Here is a 15,861-nt window from a genome sequence, read left to right on the forward strand (position 1 = left end):
GGGAGCGTGGGGTCAGCGCGCGAGCGCGCCTCTGGGGCCAGCGCCGTGCGGCCGCATGGCCGGGCGCGCGTCGGCGATCGTCTCGGGCGTGAGCGCGGGGATCACCCGCTCGGCCGCGTCCATCAGGTCGACGAAGAAGCTGCGCAGGAGCACGAGCGACGGCTCGTGGTTCGCGACGAGGAGGGAGAAGAGGCGCACGGGCCGGTGCGGCACGTCGCCGCGCCCGTCGCGATCGAGGTCGTAGCCGCGGTAGCCGTCGTAGTAGTTGGCGGCGAACGTGGCGCCGGCGTCGCGGGCGTTGGTCGCGACGTCGAAGGTGTTGGCGAGGAAGTCGTTGCCGGCGAAGCGCGCGTCCTGCGTGTTCGCCTGCAGCTGCACGGCCCAGCCGTTGCGCGCGAACCGGTTGCCCTCGACCACCAGGCGCGTGGCGCCGTCGGCCATCAGCGCGACGGTGTTGTCGCTGAACGCGTTGTCCGCCAGCACCGGGTCGCCGATCTCCTTCAGCAGCAGCCCGTAGGCGGACGCGCCGCGCGCGGCCTCGAAGCGGTTGCCGCGCATCTCGACCTGCCGCGTGTACATCACCGCCACGCCGGCGCCGTTGGCGCGGAAGGTGTTGGCCAGGTAGCGCGACGAGTCGGAGTACATGAAGTGCAGCCCGTAGCGCAGGTTGCCCGCGCTGACGTTGCGCTCCACCCGGCCGTGGCGCACGAACTCGAAGTAGATCCCGTCGCGGTGGCCGCGGACGTCGTTGTCGGCCACCAGCACGTCGCGCGAGCTCCAGAGGTGGATGCCGTTGCCGCTGGCGGCCTCGCTGGTGGCGTGCGCCACGAGCCGGTTGCCCGTCACGCGGCAGTCGGTCACCTCGGCGAGGTAGACGCCGTAGAACGCGTCGTCGAAGCGGTTGCCGGCGATGTTGCAGCCGGACGCCCGCACGACACGCAGCGCGGCGCGGTCCTCGGTGTAGCTGCGCCCGACGTTGGCGAAGCGCAGGCCGCGCACGGTCACGCGGTCGGCGGTCACGCGCAGCAGCTCGCGCGCCCCCTCGCCGTCGAGCGTCGGCCAGCCCTCGCCCTCGAGCGTCAGGGGGCGGTCGACGACCACGGTCGGCTCGCGGTAGGTGCCGCGCCGCACGAGCACGCGGCCGCCCGGCGCGGCGCGCCGCACCCCTTCCGCGATCGTGCGCACCGGGCCGTCGGGCGAGACGACGACGGTCGCGGGCTGCGCGTTCGCCGGCTGCGCGAGCGCGGGCTGCGCGACGGCGAACGCCAGGAGCAGCGCCTCAATGCGCATGCGACGCCCCGCCCGCGAGCCCCTCGTCGCGCAGCAGCGCGAGGACGTCAGACCACGCCATCTCCTCCGCCGCGCGATTCACGCCGCGTCGCGTGGCGGCCAGCCCCCTGCCCATCGGGCTGCCCGCGGGACCGGCGAGCCGGCGGAAGCGCGCGCTGTCCACCGGCACCAGCGTGCCGGGGTGCTCGTAGTCCGTGACCCACCGCCCGCGCGCGTCGCCGCCCCTCGCGAGCGTGTACGCCGCCAGGCACTCGATCGAGTCGAACACGTAGAGCTTCCCCTTCGCCGTCACCAGCTCCGCGCCGAAGCGTGGATCGCCCGCCACCATGCGGCACTCGGCGCACGCCTCGCGGCCGTAGGCGATGGCGCGCGGCACCGCCGGGGCGCAGCCGGCGAGGGCGAGCACGCCGGCGACCGTCGCCACCGCGACGCGGCGCTCCCGGCGCCACGCGACGACCAGCGCAACCACCGCGAGCGCGCACGCCAGCCCCGCGAGCACGCCGCCGAGGTCGGGCCACGAGTGCGCCGTGAAGTTCAGCAGCTGCTTGCTGCCGATGAGCGGCGGCTGGTACGCCATGTCCGGGATGCGGATGATGGCGTGCGGGTCGAGATCGTGGCCGTAGTCGTAGCCCCACTTCCAGAAGTCCACGAGCCCCGCGATGCCCGCCACGCCGAGCGCGCCGAGCCACGCGACCAGCGCGCCGCGCCGTCCCACCAGCGCGGCGGCCAGCCCCGCGGCCACCAGCCCGCCCACGATCCACGGCATGAAGCGCAGCTCGGGGATCGCGTCGGGCTCGATGGCCTTCATGCCGATGTAGTGATTGAGCCCGTTGATGTTCTGCAGGTCGTTCGGCTTGATGCCGTCGACCGTGTGGATCCGGATCAGCATCCCGATCCCCTCGGGGTACTGCGGCGCCTCCAGCTCGATGCGCCAGAGCGGGAAGGCGAACGTGCCCAGGAGGAGCACGGCCGCGAGCGCGGTCAGCACGCGAGAGACGAGGGGGAGTCGGCTAGACATTGAGTGATTCCTGATGGGAGCTGCGTGCTTCGTGCTGCGTGCTGCGTGCACTGCCTCGGGACGCCCCTCACGCAGCACGCAGCACGATGCACGCAGCCGTCAGTCGTTCGCCTTGTGGTTCGCGTGCTGCCCCGCCGCCGGCTTCTCGTACTTGCCCGCGCGCGAGAGCTGCGTCTGCGCCTTCTTCGACACGTTCGCGATCAGCGGCACGTTGGACCCCGCGGGCGAGACGCGGACGTAGCCCGACATCTCCTGGTGCAGCGCCGAGCAGAAGTCGGTGCAGTAGAAGGGGTAGATGCCCGTGCGCTGCGGCACCCACTTGAGCGTGCGCGTCTCGCCCGGCTGCAGGATCAGCTCCGCGTTGTTGGCGCCGAGCACCGCGAAGCCGTGCAGGATGTCCCAGTCCTGCTCGACGTTGGTGACGTGGAACATCACCGTGTCGCCGAGCTGGATCCCCTCGATGTTGTCGGGCGCGAAGTGGCTGCGGATGGCGGCCATCTTCACGTGCACCGTCTTCCCCGTGCGCTCGATCGCGGCCTCGGGCTCGCCCTTGATGCCGTGCGGGTGCGTGCTCTCGGAGAGCTTGAAGAACTTGACCTGCTTGTCCTTGATCAGGCTCGCCGGCAGCGCCTGCGCGTAGTGCGGCTCGCCGATGGTCGGGAAGTCGAGCAGGAGCTTCATCTTGTCGCCGCTGATGTCGATCAGCTGCGCGGACTGCGCCAGCTCGGCACCGGTGGGCAGGTAGCGGTCCTTGGTGATCTTGTTCATCGCCACCAGGTACTTGCCGAACGGCTTCCGGCTGTCGCCCCCCGGGATCATGATGTGGCCGACCGAGTAGTAGACCGGGATGCGGTCGAGCACCTCCCAGGTCCCGAGCTTCCACTTCACGACCTCGGACGAGATGAAGTGCGACGTGTACGCGTTGCCGCGGCCGTCGAACTCGGTGTGCAGCGGGCCGAGGCCCGGCTTCTGCACCTCGCCGGCGAGGATCGCGTCGTACTTCAGCACGGGGATGCCGTCGATCTCCTTCTCGAACGCCCTCGCCTCGATCGCCGCCAGGAGCTTCTTCGCCGAGTGGACCGGGATCACGGTCGCGAGCTTGCCGCCGGCGACGATGTATTCGCCCGTCGGGTCGACGTCGACGCCGTGGGGCGACTTGGGCGTCGGGAGGTAGTAGACCATCCCCGGGCACGCCTTCGGGTCGAGCAGCCGCACCGACGTCTTCTTCTCGGACGTCGCGACGCGCGACTTCTCGTCCATGAAGTTGTGGTAGTACGTGACCGCCGTCGGCTGCGCCTTGCCTTCGGCGACGCACGCCTCCGCCTTCCGGTAGTTCACGGCGGCGATGTAGTCCTTGTCGGCCTGCGAGGCGTTGGTCTCGAGCTTCGTGTAGGCCTGCTCCGAGTTGTACGAGGTGAAGAAGAACCACCCCTCCGACGGTCCCTTGCCCGCGTGCCCGAGGTCGTAGTTGTAGCCGGGCATCAGGATCTGGAACGCGACGTCCATCTTCCCGGGCTGGTCGGCCGTGATGAACGACAGCGTGCCCTTGAAGTTCTCCTTGTAGCTGTCGATCGAGACGTCGGCATTGCTGCCGAGCGGCACGCTGAAGCGCGTGGCACTGACGACGTAGCGCCCGTCGGGCGTCGTGAACGGCGAGGCGTGCCCGCCGGCCGAGTTGGGGAGCTCGAGGATCTCGCTCGTCTCGAACTGCGTGAGGTCGATGCGCGCCACCCGCGGCGTGTTGTTGGCGTTGATGAACAGCCACTTGCCGTTCACCTCGCCCGCCGTCTGCGACAGCTCCGGGTGGTGCGAGTCGTCCCACGGCACGAAGCCGTACGACGTCTGCAGCATCGCCTTGGTCTCCTCGCTGTAGCCGTAGCCGTTCTCGGCGTGCTGCGAGAAGACCGGGATGTGCTTGATCAGGCGGCCGGACGGCAGCGCGTAGACGGCGACCTGGCCACTGAAGCCGCCGGAGAGGAACGAGTAGTACTCGTCGTGCTGGCCGGGCGCGACGTACACGCGCGAGGCGGCGTCGCCCGTCACGAGGTTGGGGCCGCCCTTCGTCGCCGTGGCCTGGCAGGCGAACAGCAGCGTGGCTCCCGCGGTGGCGGCGATGCCGCCGGTGAGGAGCTTGCGGACCGTGGAGGTCATGGGGACAGTCACTCCCGACGCGCCGTGCGCGTGGACGGAGGGAAGGGGAGGTGAGGCGCGCGCCCTCCACGCGCGGCCCGCCGTGGTCCGCGGCACGGCCGGCCCGGTGCGGGTCCGCGTGTCGCGAGCGACCGCCTGGAGCTCGGGCGGCGATCGCTCCGTCAATCATGCGGATATCCGGAATCGCGCCCGTCGGCCGTCGTCCCGATCCGGCGTGCGGGTTGTCCGGGTCGCGCGTGGGGGAATCGCCGTCGGGGAAAGCACGACGGGGCGAGGCGTCAGTGCGCCGCGCCCCGCGTGTCGTGACCTACGATCGGCGTGCCGGACCGCTCTGCCCGTTGGTGAGGATACGGATGCTCCGGATGATACGGATCATGCGGATCGCTCCTCGAGGCGCGACGTCCCATGCACGACGCGGAGCGATCCGGAGCATCCGCGACATCCGGAGCATCCGTATCCCTCCCAAAGGCCCGAGGGCTCGGGCGCGCCGGACCCTGAACGGCGAACGGCATTGCAAGGATGAAGATCGGATAGGGTCTGATAAGGACGGATGGCTCCATGGGGTGCGAGATCCCTCGCCGCCACACGGAGCCATCCGTCGTCATCAGATCCTACCGGATTCTCATCCCTGCAAACGGCGTCTCACAGCTCGACCTGTGCCCCCAGCTCCACGACGCGGTTCGGCGGCAGGCGGAAGAAGGTCGTCGCCGGCCGCGCGTTGCGCGACATGAGCGCGAACAGCCGCTCGCGCCACAGCGCCATCCCCGGCCGCTTCGTCGCGATCAGCGTCTCGCGGCCCAGGAAGTAGGTCGTCTCCAGCGGCTTGAAGGGCAGCTCCGGGTGGCCGAGCGCCTGCAGCGCCTCGGGCACGTCCGCGTCCTCCATGAAGCCGTAGCGCAGCACGACTTCCCACAGCCCGTGCCCGATCTCCGTCACGCGCGCGCGCTCCTCGGGCGGCACGTGCGGCACGCCCTCGGTGCGGATGGTGAGGAACACCACGCGCTGATGCAGCACGCGGTTGTGCTTCAGGTTGTGCAGCAGCGCCGGCGGCGTGCCGGTCGAGCTGCCGTACATGAAGACCGCGGTGCCCGGCACGCGGTGCGGCGGATGCGCCAGCAGGCTCTCGAGGAACGCCTCGCGCGGGAGCGTCCGGTCGGCCATGCGCGAGGCCAGCACGACGCGCCCCTTCTTCCACGTCGAGAGCAGCGTGAACACCACCGCGCCGATCACCAGCGGCACCCAGCCGCCGTGCGGGATCTTGAGGAGGTTGGCGCCCCAGAACGCGAGGTCGATGACGAGGAAGAAGCCCGCCACCGCGCCGGCCTTCAGGATGCTCCAGTGCCACCGCTCGCGCGCGACGAAGTAGAACAGGAGCGTCGTGATCGCCATCGTCGTCGTCACCGCGACGCCGTACGCCGCGGCGAGGTTGGTCGACGTGCGGAAGCCCAGCACCAGCGCGATGCACGACGCCATCAGCGCCCAGTTCACCGACGGGATGTAGATCTGCCCCATCTCGCGCGCCGAGGTGTGCTCGATCTGCACGCGCGGGCTGTAGCCCAGCTGCACCGCCTGCAGCGTGAGCGAGAACGCGCCCGAGATCAGCGCCTGCGACGCGATCACCGTCGCCAGCGTCGCCACGATCACCACCGGCAGCAGCGCCCATCCGGGCACCATGCGGTAGAACGGGTTCGCCACTGCCGCCGGGTCGCGGATCAGCAGCGCCCCCTGGCCCAGGTAGTTGAGCAGCAGCGCCGGCAGCACGAGCCCGAACCACGCGAGCTGGATGGGGCGCCGACCGAAGTGCCCCATGTCCGCGTAGAGCGCCTCGCCGCCCGTGACGACGAGGAACACGGATCCCAGCACGACGAAGCCGTGCCAGCCGTTGTCGAGGAAGAAGCGCAGCGCGTGCGTCGGCACCACGGCCGCGAACACGTGCGGCTCGGCCACGATGTGCGCCACGCCGAGCGCGGCGATCGTCCCGAACCAGAGCACCATCACCGGGCCGAAGATGCGCCCCACCGCCGACGTGCCGTGGCTCTGGAAGAAGAAGAGCGTGGCGATGATGGCGACCGTGATGGGCACGACGTACGGCGAGAGCGCGGGCGTCAGGATCTCGAGCCCCTCGACCGCGCTCAGCACGGAGATCGCCGGCGTGATCATCCCGTCGCCGTAGAGCAGCGCGGTGCCGAAGAGGCCGAGGATGATGAGCCCCCACCGGCCGCGCCGCAGCGCGTGCGCGGGCGTGACGAGCGACGTGAGGACGAGGATGCCGCCCTCGCCGCGGTTGTCCGCGCGCAGGATGAAGACGATGTACTTGATCGAGATGACGAGGATCAGCGACCAGATCACCAGCGACAGCACGCCGAGCACGTTGTCGCGCGTGGGCGGCACGCCGTGCGCCGGGAGGAACGACTCCTTGATCGAGTACAGCGGGCTCGTGCCGATGTCGCCGTAGACGATGCCGAGCGCGGCGAGCGACAGGAGCAGCAGGTAGCGCCGGTCGTGCGGCGCGTGGTGGGCGGCCGCATGGCCCTCGGCGTGGCCCTCGGCGTGGCCCGTCGCGGGGTCGGCGGCGACCGGGACCGGTGTGGCACTCATACGAGAAAGCTAGCCCGGCCCGGGCAGCCTCACGCGCGTCGCGCGCAGCTTTTGTGACTTCTTTATGCCCGCGTGAGACGCGTGAACGGCGCCAGCAGCGCCGCGTGTTGCGCGCGAGCGAGGCGGGCACGGACGAGCTGCGCGAGCGCCGCCCGCACGGCCGCGTCGCGCGCGGCGACCCACGTCGCGCCACCCGATCCGTCACCCGATCGCGCGCCGCTGGCGAGGTGCGCGGCCGTGTGCACCACGTCGCGCACCAGCCACGCCGTGACGCCGAGTCGGTGCGCGGCGACGGCCGCGTCGAGCGCGTCGGCGGCATCGGTGGCGTCGCGCGCGGGCGTCGCGGCGCGCCGGCCGATCGCCAGCCACTCGTCGTGCGACAGGCGCTCCAGCCGGTCGAGGAACGTCGCGCAGCGCGCCGCGGCGGTCGCGTCGCTGCTCGCCAGCTCCCAGCGGAACGCGTGGGAACGGGTGTGGGTGGGGCGGGCGTTGCTGGCTGTCGTCACGGGAGACCTCCGATGCCGACCAGTGTACCGGCACCGGCATCAAGAGCGCGTGAAGGCCGGCGGCCGTGCGCATAAAAAGGTCATGAAAGACCGCGCCGCATCCTCCGCGCGCGCCCGCGACGGCGCAGATTGCTGGAGTCCGCGCGTCCCGTCCCGTCCGCCAACACCTCGTGCTCGCCGGCACCCTCCTGGCGCTCGTCATCGACGACGAGCCGCAGATCCGACGCGTCGTCGGCAACGCGTTGACCGCCGCGCCGCTCGTCGTCCCCGGCGCGCCCGAGGAGGACGGCCTCGCGGTGCGCGTGCTCGAGTCGGGAACGGGGCGCGCGGGCGTGGACCTCGTGGCGGCCGAGGCGCCGGGGCTCGTGATCCTCGACCTCGGGCTCCCCGACATGAACGGGATCGACGTCTGCCGCGAGATCCGGCGCTGGTCCGCGGTGCCGATCATCGTGCTGTCTGCTCGGCACGCGGACACCGAGAAGGCCGCGCTGCTCGATGCCGGCGCGGACGACTACATGACCAAGCCGTTCAGCACCGTGGAGCTGCTCGCGCGGGTGCGCACGCAGCTCCGCCGCGCGCGCGCCGACCACCGTGAGGAGGCGGCGGTGGTGACGTTCGGCGACGTCGCCGTGGACCTGCAGCGCCGGCGAGTCGAGCGCGGCGGCGCGCTGCTGCACCTCACGCCCACCGAGTGGGCGCTGCTCCGCACGCTCGTCGGCCATCCGCGCCAGACGCTCACGCACCGCCAGCTCTTCCACGCCGTGTGGGGCAACGCCGGCGGCGACGCGCAGCAGTACCTGCGCGTCTACGTGGGCCACCTGCGGCGCAAGATCGAGGGCGACCCGGTGCGCCCGCGCTTCATCCAGACGGAGCCGGGCGTCGGCTACCGCTTCGAGCCCGACGGGACGATGCCCGCGTGAGCCGCACCCCGGCGGGAGGCACGCTCCGGCAGTGGCTCGCGTGGCTGGCCGTGCTGGCCGCGCTCACCGTCGGCATGCTGTCCGTGCGCGACCGCCTCGACAAGGCGCACGTCGCGCTCGGCTTCCTGCTCGTGGTGCTCGGCGCCAGCGCGGCGGCAGGGCGAGCGCTCGGGCTGACCGTCGCGGCGGCGGCGTTCGTCGCGTTCAACCTCTTCTTCCTGCCGCCGTACCACACGCCCGTCATCGCCGATCCGCTGGACTGGCTGGTGCTGCTGGCGTTCCTGGTGACGAGCATCGTCGCCGCGCAGCTGCTGTACCGCGCGAACGCCACCGCGGACGCCGCGCTGCGCCGCGCCGCGGAGGTGGACCGCCTCGCCACGCTCGGCGCCGAGACGCTGAGCGCCCCCGATGCCGACGCGGCGCTGCGGGCGATCGTCGCCGTCATCCGCACGACGGTCGGCGTCGACGCGTGCGAGGTGTTCCGGCGCGGCCAGGTGGACGAGGGGCCGACCGGTGGCCTGGTGGGTTGGGTGGTGCGGCACGGCCGCAGCGCCGCCGAGCTGTCGGACGGCACGGTGCGCATGGCGCCGGGCGGCGGCGGCCCCGCCGCGACGACGGCGGGCGTCGACTACGTGGTGCACGGCCCCGAGTCGCTGCCCGGCTGGCGTGGCGCACGACCTCCCGACACCGGCGACGTCCGCGCCCTGCTGCTGCCGCTCGTGGTGCGCGAGCAGACGGTGGGCGTGCTGCGCATCGCGTCGTCGGCCGGCGTGTCGCTCTCCGCCGAGGCGGCGCGCCTGCTCGTCGCGCTCGCGTACTACGCCGCGCTGGGCGTCGAGCGCGTGCGCCTCGTGGAGACGGCCGAGCGCGCGGAGGCGGAGCGGCGCGTGGAGTCGCTGCGCAGCGCGCTGCTGATGGCGGTGTCGCACGACCTGCGCACGCCGCTGACGACCATCAAGGGGATCGCGCACGAGGTGGCGACCGGCGCGAGCCCCGCGCGGGCCGCGATCATCGAGGCCGAGGCGGATCGGCTGAACGCGCTCGTGGGCGACCTGCTGGACCTGTCGCGCATCCAGGCGGGCGCCGTGTCGCCGAACGTCGCGGTGAACACGGCCGACGAGCTGGTGGGCGCGGCGCTGCAGCGGGCCGCGGGCGCGCTCGGCGAGCGCGCGGTCGTGGTGGACCTGCCGCCCGACGAGCTGCTGGCGGGACGCTTCGACTTCACGCAGGCGCTGCGCGTGCTCGTGAACCTGCTGGAGAACGCGGCCAAGTACGCGCCGGCCGACACGCCGGTGACGGTGCGCGCGCGGCGCGACGGCGCGTGGCTCGTGCTGGCAGTGCTCGACGAGGGGCCCGGCGTGCCGGAGTCGGAGCGCGAGCGCATCTTCGAGCCGTTCTACCGGCCGCCCGGCACGCCGCCCGACGTGCGCGGCACGGGGCTCGGCCTCTCGATCGCGCGCGGGCTGGCCGCGGCGCAGCAGGGCACCGTGCGCTACGAGCCGCGCACCGGCGGCGGCTCGGCGTTCGTGTTCGCGCTGCCGGCCACCGACGCCGTGCTGCCGGAGGACGACGACAGCGACGACGGCGAGCCCGCATCGGCGGGCTGACGCGCGGTCGCGGCGCGGAGGTAGAGCCAGCCCACCACGCCCGTGACGGTCGACGCCGCGAGCACGCCGATCTTCGCCGCGTCGAGCAGCAGCTGCCCGTCGGCGGTGCCGGGCGGGAACGCCAGGCCGGCGACGAACAGCGCCATCGTGAAGCCGATGCCGCCGAGGATCCCGATGCCGGCGAGCGCGCGCCAGGTGGCGCCGCGCGGCAGCGCGCCGACGCCCAGGCGCACGGCCAGCCACGAGAAGAGGAAGATGCCGACCGGCTTGCCGACCAGCAGCCCGAGCGCGGCGCCCATCGTCACCGCGGTGGCCGCGCCCGCGCGCAGCGCGCCCAGATCCAGCGTCACGCCCGCGTTGGCGAGCGCGAACAGCGGCATGATCCCGAACGAGACGATGCCGTGCAGCGCGTGCTCCAGCCGGATGAGCGGCGGCTGCACCTGCTCGCACAGCGTCTCCAGCTCCTCCACCGTGCGGTGATGCTCGCTGTTGGAGAGGACCGTGACGCCGGGGTCGCTCTCGGTCACGTGTGCGGCCGCGTCGAACTCCTCGAGCGCGCGGCGCGCGCCCGCCAGGAACTGCCACTCGTGGATGCGTGTGCGCACCGGGATGGTGAACGCGAGCAGCACGCCAGCGACGGTGGCGTGCACGCCGGAGACGAGGACCGCGGCCCACAGCGCGAGCCCGATCGCGCCGTAGGCCCACGGGCGGCGCACGCCGGCGCGGTTGGCGCCCGCGGCGAGCAGCAGCAGCACCGCCGACATGCCCAGCGCGCCGACGTTCACGCTGCCCGAGTAGAAGATCGCGATCACCAGCACCGCGCCGATGTCGTCCGCGATCGCGAGCGCCGCCAGGAACACCTTGAGCCCCACCGGCACGCGGTCCCCGAGCAGCGCGAGCACGCCGAGCGCGAACGCGATGTCGGTGGCCATCGGGATGCCCCAGCCGGGCGCGCCCGGGCCGCCCGCGTTGAGCAGCGCGTAGATCGCCGCCGGCACGACCATCCCGCCGAGCGCCGCGACGAGCGGCAGCGCCGCGCCGCGCGCCGACGACAGCTCGCCGGCCAGCACCTCGCGCTTGATCTCGAGCCCCACCACGAAGAAGAACACGGCCATCAGGCCGTCGTTCACGAGGTAGTGGAGCGTCGCGCGCCACTCCGTCGCGCCGATGGTGAGCGCCAGCGGCGTCTCCCACAGGTGGTGGTAGGCGGCGGCCCACGGCGAGTTCGCCCACGCGATCGCCACCACCGCGGCCGCGAGCAGCACGACGCCGCTGGCCGACTGCAGCCGCGCGAACTGTCGGAAGGGCGCGAGCACGCGCTCGACGAGCGGCGGCGGGAGATCGGGTGCGAGAGCGGGCACGGCGGACGGGTCGTGAGACGGAGGGCGGCGCAGGGCCGACGGGATGGGTGGCCAGGGCGCGGACCGCGCACAAGGGGTGCGCCACGACACGCGGCGGCGGCGTCGTCCGGTGGCGGGACGGCCGCCCGCCGCGTACGATGCCGTCGCGGCCAGGGCGGCCGCGCATCGGACCCCGGGGGAGGCGTGACGGTCATGGATCAGAAGGTCGTCGAGGCGGCGCGTGCCGCGTTCAGGGCGGGCGGCAACGGCATCGTGCTCGGCGCGTGCGTGCACGGCGGCGAGGCGCATCCCGAGCCGCTGATCACCGTGCCACTGGCGATGATGAACCGCCACGGCCTGATCGCGGGCGCCACCGGCACCGGCAAGACCAAGACGCTGCAGCTGATCGCCGAGCAGCTCTCGGCCGCGGGCGTGCCCGTGTTCCTGGCCGACGTGAAGGGCGACATGTCCGGCGTCGCCGCGCCCGGCGAGACGGGCCCGCGCGTCACGCAGCGCGCCAGCGAGACCGGGTACCAGTGGCACCCGACCGCGTTCCCGGTCGAGTTCCTGAGCCTCACCGGCGCCCACGGCGCGCAGCTGCGCGCCACGGTGTCGAGCTTCGGGCCGCTGCTGCTCGCCAAGGTCCTCGGCCTCAACGAGACGCAGACCAGCGTGCTCGCGCTGGTGTTCAAGTACTGCGACGACAAGGGGCTCCTGCTGCTCGACCTGAGCGACCTGCGCGCCGTGCTGCAGCACCTCGCGGGCGACGGCGCGTCGGAGCTCGCGGAGTACGGCGGGATGTCGAAGCAGACCGTCGGCGTGCTGCTGCGCGAGATGGTGGAGCTGGAGCAGCAGGGCGCGGGGAAGTTCTTCGGCGAGCCGGAGTTCGACCTCAACGACCTGCTGCAGGTCGAGCGCGACGGGCGCGGCCTCATCTCCGTGCTGGAGCTGAAGGACACGCAGGACAAGCCGGCGCTCTTCTCCACGTTCATGATGTGGATGCTGGCGCGCCTCTACAACAACCTCCCCGAGGCGGGCGACCTGGAGAAGCCGAAGCTCGTCTTCTTCTTCGACGAGGCGCACCTGCTGTTCGAGGGGGCGAGCAAGGACTTCGAGGAGCAGATCGAGCGCGTCGTGCGCCTCGTGCGCTCCAAGGGCGTGGGCGTCTTCTTCATCACGCAGAGCCCGAAGGACATCCCCGCCGACATCCTGGGCCAGCTGGGCAACCGCGTGCAGCACGCGCTGCGCGCCTTCACGCCCGACGACGAGAAGGCGCTGCGCGCCGCCGCACGCACCTTCCCCAAGACGACGTTCTACGACGTCGAGGAGACGCTGACGACGCTCGGCATCGGCGAGGCGCTGGTGACGGTCCTGAGCCCCACCGGCGCGCCCACGCCGCCATTCGTGTCGCGCATGGTGCCGCCCGCGTCGCGCATGGGCCCCCTCACCGACGCGGAGCTGCAGCAGCGGCTCGCGAATTCGGCGCAGGTGAAGGAGTACGCGACGGCCGTCGATCGCGAGAGCGCGCGCGAGATGCTGACCGAGCGGGCGGCCGCGAAGGCCGCCGCGACCGCGGAGGCGGAGCGCGCGGAGATGGAGGACGCGGAGGTGGCGGCGCCGGCGCGCGTGCAGGAGCGTGCACCCGCGTCGCGCAGCCGCGCGGCGAAGGAGCCGCCCAGCACGTTCGAGCAGATCCTCAAGTCGCCGGTCACGCGCACCGTCGCCGGCGCGATCACGCGTGGCCTGATGGGCGCGCTGCTCGGCGGCACCACGCGCCGGCGGCGCCGCTGAGCACACGGCGCGGCGGCCGGCGGCGCCTGGGGCGGCGCGTCCGCGAGACCGCGGCGCGCCACCCCACGTGGCTGGAGTGGCTCACGCGCGTGGGCTACGTCGCGCGCGGCGTCGTCTACCTGCTGGTGGGCGGCACGGGGCTGTTCGTCGCGGTGGGGCTCGCGGAGCGCGCGCGCGGGTCGTCCGACGCGATCCGGCTGCTCACGCAGCTCCCGATGGGGCGCGTGCTGATCGCCGCGCTGACCGTGGGACTCGTCGGCTACTCGACGCTCTCCTTCGTCGCCGCGGTGCGCGCGCCCGAGGGCACGACCGGCGCGCGCGGCGCGATCGTGCGCGCCGCCGACGCGATCGCGGGGCTCGTGTACGCGGGGCTCTCGGCGCTCGCGGTGCGCCTGCTCGCCGATCCCACCGCGGACACCGGCTCGGCCAGCGAGCAGTGGGCCGCGCGCCTGCTCGCGCTGTCCGGCGGCCGCACGCTGATGGCGGTCGCGGGGCTCGTCGTCGCGTGCGCGGGCGGCTACCTCGCCTACAAGTCGATCGCGCTCCCGGTGACCGCCCAGCTGGAGCGGCGGAAGGTCTCGCCTGCGGTCGTGCGCGCGGTGGTGTGGCTGGCGCGCATGGGATTGGCCGCGCGCGCGGTGCTGTTCACGCTCTGCGGGGCGCTCCTGATGCGCGCCGCGGCCACGGGCGAGCCGCGGCGCGTGGGCGGGCTGGGCGACGCCCTCGACACGCTGGCCGACGCGCCGGCGGGGCCGGTGGTCGTGGGGCTGGTGGCGCTGGGCTGCGTCGCGTACGGCGTCTACCAGCTGGCCAAGGCGCGCTGGCGGCGCGTGCGGCTCGGCGCGCCCACCGAGGCGGCGGACCAGGTGGCGGTGACGGCGGGCGCGACGCACGGGTAGGGCAGGGGGTCCGCGCACGTCACCCGCCTCCCTCGTCGCACGAGGTCCGCATGCGCACACCCGTCGTCCTCGCCGCTGGAATCGCCGCTGGACTCGCGCTCACGTTCCTCGTGGGCACCGTCGCCACCTCGCGCGCGGCCCGGCCGTCCGACACCGACGTCGCCGAGTCGCGCGCGGCCGCGCGGGCCGTGGAGGTCGCGCGCATCCGCGCCCACTTCGACAGCGTGCTGACGGAGCTTCCGGCGCGCGACCTGTCGGCGCTCACGCCCGCGCAGCGCGGCCGGCGAGCGGCGGCGCTGGCGACGCTGCGCGCGTACCGCGACCGCGGCGAGTTCCCGCACAACTACGACTTCCCGGGCCAGGCCGTCCCGTACTTCGTGGACCGCGGCACGGGCACGCTGTGCGCGGTCGCGCACCTGCTGGCCGCGAGCGGACGGCGCGACATCGTGGACCGCGTCGCGCGCACCGACAACAACGTGTGGATCGCGGCGCTGGCCGGCGACACCGCGTTCACCGCGTGGCTCGACGCGAACGGGCTCACGCTGGCCGAGGCGGCGCGCATCCAGGTGCCGTACGTCGAGGGGTGGGACGAGTCGCCGGCCGCGGTGGCGACGCGCCGCCCGGTGTACACGGCCGGCTCGGTGCTCGCCGTCGGCAGCGCGCTCGGGATGACGGTGTGGAACGCGCGCTCCAACGCCCGTGGCACGGGCCGCGTGCGCAGCGCGCTCGGCGCCGCCGCGGGTGCCGCCGCGCTCGGCATGGGCGCGGCGAGCCTCGGGATGCCCGACGTGCCGCCGGCGATGGGCGTCGCCAACGCGGCCGCCGGCGCGGCGAGCCTGTTCATCGCGACGCGCGGCATGGTGCGGCATCGCCACGACCTCGCGGACGCGCGGGCGCGCGAGGCGTCGCTGGCGCAGCGCACGGTCGTCACGCCGCTGCTGCCGGCGGGCCGCGACGCGGGCGCGGGCGTGTCGGTCGCGATCGCGTTCTGATCCGAGCGCCGGACCCGAACGGCGACAGCAGCAAGGATAAGATCGGACAAGATCCGATTCCGACGGATGGCTCCGCGTGACGCGACGTACCTCGCACCTGCACGGAGCCATCCGTCGTTATCAGACCTTCTCAGATTTCCATCCTTGCTGCCGTTGTCGTTCGGGTCCGGCGCGCGGGACCTGTTGGGCCATTGGGGAGGATGCGGATGCTCCGGATGCGGCGGATCATTCGGATCGCTCCTCGAAGCACACGGAGCATCGCCGCCACACGGGAGGATCCGGAGCATCCGCGTCATCCGGAGGATCCGCATCCCTCCCAAAGGCAACGGGTCTCGCGCGCATGCGTGCGCACGGACCGCTGTGGTCTACGGGCGGCCGGTGCAGACCAACGGCGCGCGCATCACGAGGTCCGCCCCGAAGCGGGCCGCCGAGAAGCTCAGCGGACCCGCGAGCACGCCCGCTTCGATCAGCTGCATCATCGACTCCACGCTGCGTGGGGCCACGTAGGTCGCGGGATCGAAGTTCGGGCCCGGCACGACGAGCCACACGTCCCACGTGCCGTTGTAGCCCGGCACACCCGGCGCGACGCTGGCGATGTGGTCGTGGTCGAGCTCCGGATGGCCTAGGTCGTGTCTGACAATCCAGCCAGCGGTTCATAGCTTCGAGGGACGCTGGCTGGAGGTGCGCATGGGGTTGGCCGCCGACACGAACTGACCGACGCGGCATGGGCAGTGCTCGCGCCGTTGTTG

General features: G+C 72.9%; 12 protein-coding genes. 5 read left to right on the plus strand and 7 right to left on the minus strand.

What is annotated here, in order from left to right:
- Nucleotides 1-12 precede the first annotated feature (12 nt).
- The 5 genes from rosag_RS08655 to rosag_RS08675 form a co-directional block, all read right to left on the minus strand.
- The gene (locus rosag_RS08655; protein WP_284349683.1) at nt 13-1,290 is read right to left on the minus strand and encodes a nitrous oxide reductase family maturation protein NosD; all 1,278 of its coding nucleotides are present in this window, start codon (nt 1,288-1,290) and stop codon (nt 13-15) included.
- Nucleotides 1,280-2,308 (minus strand): hypothetical protein, encoded by a 1,029-nt coding sequence (locus rosag_RS08660; protein ID WP_284349684.1) that lies wholly within the window; start codon nt 2,306-2,308, stop codon nt 1,280-1,282. Before rosag_RS08660 ends, rosag_RS08655 begins: the two co-directional genes overlap by 11 nt.
- Nucleotides 2,309-2,407: 99 nt before the next feature.
- The gene (gene nosZ / locus rosag_RS08665) at nt 2,408-4,459 is read right to left on the minus strand and encodes a Sec-dependent nitrous-oxide reductase (protein WP_284349685.1); all 2,052 of its coding nucleotides are present in this window, start codon (nt 4,457-4,459) and stop codon (nt 2,408-2,410) included.
- A gap of 642 nt (nt 4,460-5,101) precedes the next feature.
- Nucleotides 5,102-7,057: a potassium transporter Kup gene (locus rosag_RS08670; protein WP_284349686.1), complete on the minus strand. Its 1,956-nt coding sequence runs from the start codon at nt 7,055-7,057 to the stop codon at nt 5,102-5,104.
- A gap of 62 nt (nt 7,058-7,119) precedes the next feature.
- The gene (locus rosag_RS08675; protein ID WP_284349687.1) at nt 7,120-7,563 is read right to left on the minus strand and encodes a hypothetical protein; all 444 of its coding nucleotides are present in this window, start codon (nt 7,561-7,563) and stop codon (nt 7,120-7,122) included.
- 170 nt (nt 7,564-7,733) lie between these two features.
- On the opposite strand from rosag_RS08675, the gene rosag_RS08680 reads away from it, so the two are divergent.
- Nucleotides 7,734-8,483, plus strand: coding sequence for a response regulator (locus rosag_RS08680; RefSeq protein WP_284349688.1), 750 nt, complete (start codon nt 7,734-7,736; stop codon nt 8,481-8,483).
- Nucleotides 8,480-10,090 carry a sensor histidine kinase gene (locus tag rosag_RS08685; RefSeq protein ID WP_284349689.1) on the plus strand — a complete coding sequence of 537 codons (1,611 nt, stop codon included), beginning with the start codon at nt 8,480-8,482 and terminating at the stop codon, nt 10,088-10,090. Before rosag_RS08680 ends, rosag_RS08685 begins: the two co-directional genes overlap by 4 nt.
- On the opposite strand, the gene nhaA is transcribed toward rosag_RS08685, so the two are convergent.
- Nucleotides 9,976-11,451, minus strand: coding sequence for a Na+/H+ antiporter NhaA (gene nhaA / locus rosag_RS08690; protein WP_284349690.1), 1,476 nt, complete (start codon nt 11,449-11,451; stop codon nt 9,976-9,978). The genes rosag_RS08685 and nhaA overlap by 115 nt on opposite strands.
- A 192-nt stretch (nt 11,452-11,643) precedes the next feature.
- On the opposite strand from nhaA, the gene rosag_RS08695 reads away from it, so the two are divergent.
- The 3 genes from rosag_RS08695 (at nt 11,644) to rosag_RS08705 (ending at nt 15,112) form a co-directional block, all read left to right on the plus strand.
- A complete protein-coding gene (locus rosag_RS08695; protein ID WP_284349691.1) occupies nt 11,644-13,221 on the plus strand; it encodes a helicase HerA-like domain-containing protein in 1,578 nt (525 codons plus the stop codon).
- A gap of 89 nt (nt 13,222-13,310) precedes the next feature.
- Nucleotides 13,311-14,120, plus strand: a complete 810-nt coding sequence (locus rosag_RS08700) for a DUF1206 domain-containing protein (protein WP_284349692.1) — start codon at nt 13,311-13,313, stop codon at nt 14,118-14,120.
- 50 nt (nt 14,121-14,170) lie between these two features.
- A complete protein-coding gene (locus rosag_RS08705) occupies nt 14,171-15,112 on the plus strand; it encodes a hypothetical protein (protein WP_284349693.1) in 942 nt (313 codons plus the stop codon).
- Between the two features lie 365 nt (nt 15,113-15,477).
- Here the strand turns inward: rosag_RS08705 and rosag_RS08710 are convergent, their stop codons facing one another.
- Nucleotides 15,478-15,687 carry a hypothetical protein gene (locus rosag_RS08710; protein ID WP_284349694.1) on the minus strand — a complete coding sequence of 70 codons (210 nt, stop codon included), beginning with the start codon at nt 15,685-15,687 and terminating at the stop codon, nt 15,478-15,480.
- Between the last annotated feature and the right edge of the window lie 174 nt (nt 15,688-15,861).

Origin of the sequence: Roseisolibacter agri (genome assembly GCF_030159095.1) — a bacterium.
GTDB lineage: Bacteria > Gemmatimonadota > Gemmatimonadetes > Gemmatimonadales > Gemmatimonadaceae > Roseisolibacter > Roseisolibacter agri.